The sequence below is a fragment of the Bacillus sp. AFS001701 genome, assembly GCF_002559405.1.
Lineage (GTDB): Bacteria > Bacillota > Bacilli > Bacillales > Bacillaceae_G > Gottfriedia.
The window spans coordinates 1-4,002 of the sequence record NZ_NTZO01000568.1 but is presented as its reverse complement, the minus strand read 5'-3'; the positions used below and the strand labels follow the sequence as shown (position 1 = coordinate 4,002).

Below are 4,002 nucleotides of genomic sequence, written 5' to 3'. Positions count from 1 at the left end.
AAGTTCACTTTGTCGCTTTATCTCTTAGCGACTTATATAAGAATAACATATTAAAGATTGTTTGGTCAACAACTTTTTTATATTATTTTCTTGCCTCATTTATTCGTTTAATGTGACAACGTTTAATAATATACCATTATTTTTTTATGATTGCAATAACTTTATAATAAAAAGATCAAGTTTCTCATTATAGCAAAAGAATAGTTAATTTTACTAAACGCTATTTACTATAATGAAAAACAATTACTCCGCTGTTAAAGGTAATTCTACTACAAATAGTGACCCTTTTCCGATCTCACTTTCTACATAAACTATTCCGTTATGCATATCAACAATTTTCTTTACGATTGATAAACCCAATCCATTTCCGCCGGTTGTTCTGTCTCTTGATTTATCCGCTTTATAAAATCTTTCAAATATATGCACTTGATCTTCTTCAGAAATACCAATCCCAGTATCTTGAATTTGTATAACTACCTTTTCATTATCTTGAATAGCAGATATAAATATATCACCATTGTTAGAAGTAAACTTTATACTGTTTGTAATTAAATTCATCCAAACCTGGTTTAAAAGAGCCTCGTCTCCAATAAAGTCAATTTTACCAAGATCAATATGCATATTAATATTTTTTTCTAATATCTGAGGTTCGCAGCTTAACAAAGAGTACATAAGTTGGCTATTTAATGAAAAACTGTTCTTTTCGATTGGTTGGTTTTGTGATTCCAGTGAAGTTAGCTTTAGTAGATTATCGCTAAGCTTCGATAATCTTGTACTTTCATACTCAATTATATTTAAATATTGCTTTCGCTCTTCTAATGGTAAACTTTCATTTTGTAATACTTTAGCAAAACCTTTAATTGATGTTAAAGGCGATTGAATTTCATGTGAAACGTTAGAAATAAACTCTTGTCGCATGTTTTCCATTTGATCTAAATTTTTTGCCATGTTGTTGAAGCTATCTATTATCTGTCCTATTTCACCACCAAATGCATTCCTAAATTTTTCAAGATCCACCGATACGTTAAACTCACCTCTTGAAATACTTCTAATTGCCTGCATTATTTCTTTTACCATTTTCATTTGCTTTGGATGATGAAACATTCTACCAAATACAGCTCCTCCGAGCATTAATAATAGAAAGGTTAAAAAAGTATTTATGATTTGTTTCGTTAAATCTGATAAATTAGTGAGATGATGTTCATAAAAGTAGATAGTAGCATAGTGAACAATTACGCTTCCTATTGTTATTGCAGTCGTTAGTAATAATATAGCTCCTATAACATCTCTAATTTTTTTTAATACTTTCATTTCAATAACTCCATTCGATATCCTAATCCCCATACAGTAGAAATTTTAAAACCAAATTCTTTCTCAGGAAATCTTTCCCTCAATCGCTTTATATGAACGTCTACAGTTCTTTCATCCCCTGCATAATCGAATCCCCAAATGTTTTCAATTAATTGTTCCCTGGAATAAGTCCTACCTAAGGAGCTTGCTAAAGTAAATAGAAGCTCTAACTCTTTCAATGGCATATTAATTACTTCATTATCATTTAGAACTTTGTAATTACCATGGTCTATTACTAAACTTCCTATTTGAACAATTTTAGATGAAGATATTTTTGATCTTCTTAACAAGGCTTTTACCCGAACAACCAATTCGACTGGTTCAAACGGCTTTACGATATAGTCGTCGGTTCCTAGTTTAAACCCTCTAACTTTCTGTTCGGTTTCACCTTTTGCAGTTAACATAATTATAGGAAGATCATATTCATTACGTATTTCTCGACAAAGCTCGAACCCATCCATTTTAGGCATCATTAAATCAATAATTAACATATCTATTTTGTTATCTTCAAATACACTAATTGCTTCCATACCATTTATAGCCTCAAAAACAGTAAAGCCCTCATCTCGAAGTAAAACATTTAATAGTTTTCGAATATGTGGATCATCGTCTACAATTAAAATACTAGTCATATAAAACACCTTCCCTCAATTTAATTACACTGCACTATTTACCCTCAATTGCTGATCTGCAAATTCCCTATACATTAAATGGTTACTGTATAATTCTTCATGTGTCCCAATTCCAGTTATTTTCCCTTTATCTAAAAATACAATTTGATCCGCATCTATAACTGTGGAAAGACGATGAGCAATAATTAAAGTAGTTCTCCCTTTCATTAAATTGGAAAGTGCATTTTGTACAACTAATTCTGACCTACTATCAAGATTCGAAGTTGCCTCATCCAACATTAATAATTTAGGGTTTCTTAGTAAAGCTCTCGCAATACCTATTCGTTGTCTTTGCCCACCAGATAGTTTTATACCTCTTTCTCCAACCTCTGTATTAAAACCTTCAGGTAAGTCATTAACAAATTGATCTACATATGCCATACCCGATACATAAGCCAATTCTTTATCAGATATCTCTCTTTTAATTCCATAGCAAATATTATCTCTAATTGTACCGACAATTAGCGGACTTTCTTGTGCCACATAACCTATTTGTTTTCTCCAACTCTCTAAATTGAAACTATTAATTGGGTCATCTCCAATTGTTACTTCTCCGTTTTTTGGAAGGTAAAATCGTTCAATGAGTGAAAATAGTGTTGTCTTTCCGCTTCCACTTGGCCCTACAATTGCTGTTACTTTACCTGGAGAGATCACAAAATTAAGATTTGCTAACATCTCTTCTTCCTTATATGCAAAATGCAACTTATTAATCTTAATCGGTAAGTTCATATCAACTTCAACTTTTCCAGTTTGATAATCTTCTTCTTCTAGTTCTAATATACTGATCATTCTTTCAGTAGCACCTTTTGTTTTTTGAAGCTCAGTAAAGAAATGTGTAATTTGTGTTACTGGGAAGATAATTTGGAATAAATAAAGTATATAAGCTACTAAAGCCCCTGCAGTTATTGCACCTGATGAGACTCTGACCCCACCATAGCCAATAATAACTACTAAAACAAGCATCAATACAAAGGAAACAATTGGTCCAATGAAAGAGTGTAACTTTCCTTCCTTAATACCAAAAGATAATAAATTATTAATTCCCTTGTTTCCATTAGTAATTTCAGTCGTTTCTGCATTCGAAACTTTTACTAATCTAATTTCAGAAAAAACTTGGCTTATTAATGATGTGAATTTTGCTGTCTCATCTTGGGTTGCTTTTGATAATTTCGACATTTGTTTTCCAATAGGGATAAATATAAGAGCGATGACAGGTATAATACTAAATGTTAATAATGTCATTCTCCAATCTAATACTAGTAGTAATATAAATGATCCAATAATTGATATGATTCCTGTTAAAAAGTTTGTAATTTGTTCTGTTATTAGCCCTTTTAAAATTGCTGTATCATTCGTAACTCGACTAACATTATCTCCAGTCTGTGTCTCATCGAAGTAAGATACTGGAAGTACAATCATTTTCTTCCACAATCGATGTCTTACATTGGCAACAACTGTATTTCCTACCCGGCTAAGCAGATAGATAGAAGCTGCTGATGAAACAGCCTGTATGATTAGTACAGAAACAAAAATAGCTATTTGTCCTGCACTTAAGGATGCTAATGAAAAACCATCTACAAATTTCTTTGTAAGCAAAGGTAATAGTAACCCGACTAAAGTAGTGGCTACACTTAATAGTAAGCCTATTGCAAACAACCATTTAGGAGGATTTGCATTTTTTATTAAAGAGATAAAATTTCTCCATTCACTTTTTTTATTTGAATTAATTTCTTCTTTCATATCTTTACTCCTTACTCTTACTATTTTTTATCTACATTATCTTTAAAATTTACAACTAAAATATGAATAAAGAATGAACTAATTATTTTTTTCTCTTAAATCAACATCTTAAATATTATTTTTTATAACGCAAAAAAACATCAGCCTAATAGCTGATGTTTTTGGTTACCAGGCGACGTTCTACTCTCACAGGGGGAAACCCCCAACTACCATCGACGCAAAAGAGCTTAACTGCCGTGTT

At 31.4% G+C, this 4,002-nt stretch carries 3 protein-coding genes and 1 rRNA gene; all 4 read right to left on the bottom strand.

Annotated elements, in window-relative coordinates:
- Window positions 1–243 precede the first annotated feature (243 nt).
- Window positions 244–1,311 (bottom strand): HAMP domain-containing sensor histidine kinase, encoded by a 1,068-nt coding sequence (locus CN514_RS23050; RefSeq protein WP_176526043.1) that lies wholly within the window; start codon window positions 1,309–1,311, stop codon window positions 244–246.
- The gene (locus CN514_RS23045) at window positions 1,308–1,982 is read right to left on the bottom strand and encodes a response regulator transcription factor (RefSeq protein WP_098234567.1); all 675 of its coding nucleotides are present in this window, start codon (window positions 1,980–1,982) and stop codon (window positions 1,308–1,310) included. The genes CN514_RS23050 and CN514_RS23045 overlap by 4 nt, the downstream gene beginning before the upstream one ends.
- Window positions 1,983–2,006: 24 nt before the next feature.
- Window positions 2,007–3,761 (bottom strand): ABC transporter ATP-binding protein, encoded by a 1,755-nt coding sequence (locus tag CN514_RS23040; RefSeq protein WP_098234566.1) that lies wholly within the window; start codon window positions 3,759–3,761, stop codon window positions 2,007–2,009.
- A 167-nt stretch (window positions 3,762–3,928) separates the two neighbouring features.
- Window positions 3,929–4,002 (bottom strand): 5S ribosomal RNA (rrf, locus tag CN514_RS27060); the annotation flags it as partial.

What these genes read in the sequence shown, in the direction of transcription:
- CN514_RS23040 (WP_098234566.1), bottom strand. Translation starts at nt 3,761, where the DNA reads ATGAAAGAAGAAATTAATTCAAATAAAAAAAGTGAATGGAGAAATTTT.
- CN514_RS23045 (WP_098234567.1), bottom strand. Translation starts at nt 1,982, where the DNA reads ATGACTAGTATTTTAATTGTAGACGATGATCCACATATTCGAAAACTA.
- CN514_RS23050 (WP_176526043.1), bottom strand. Translation starts at nt 1,311, where the DNA reads ATGAAAGTATTAAAAAAAATTAGAGATGTTATAGGAGCTATATTATTA.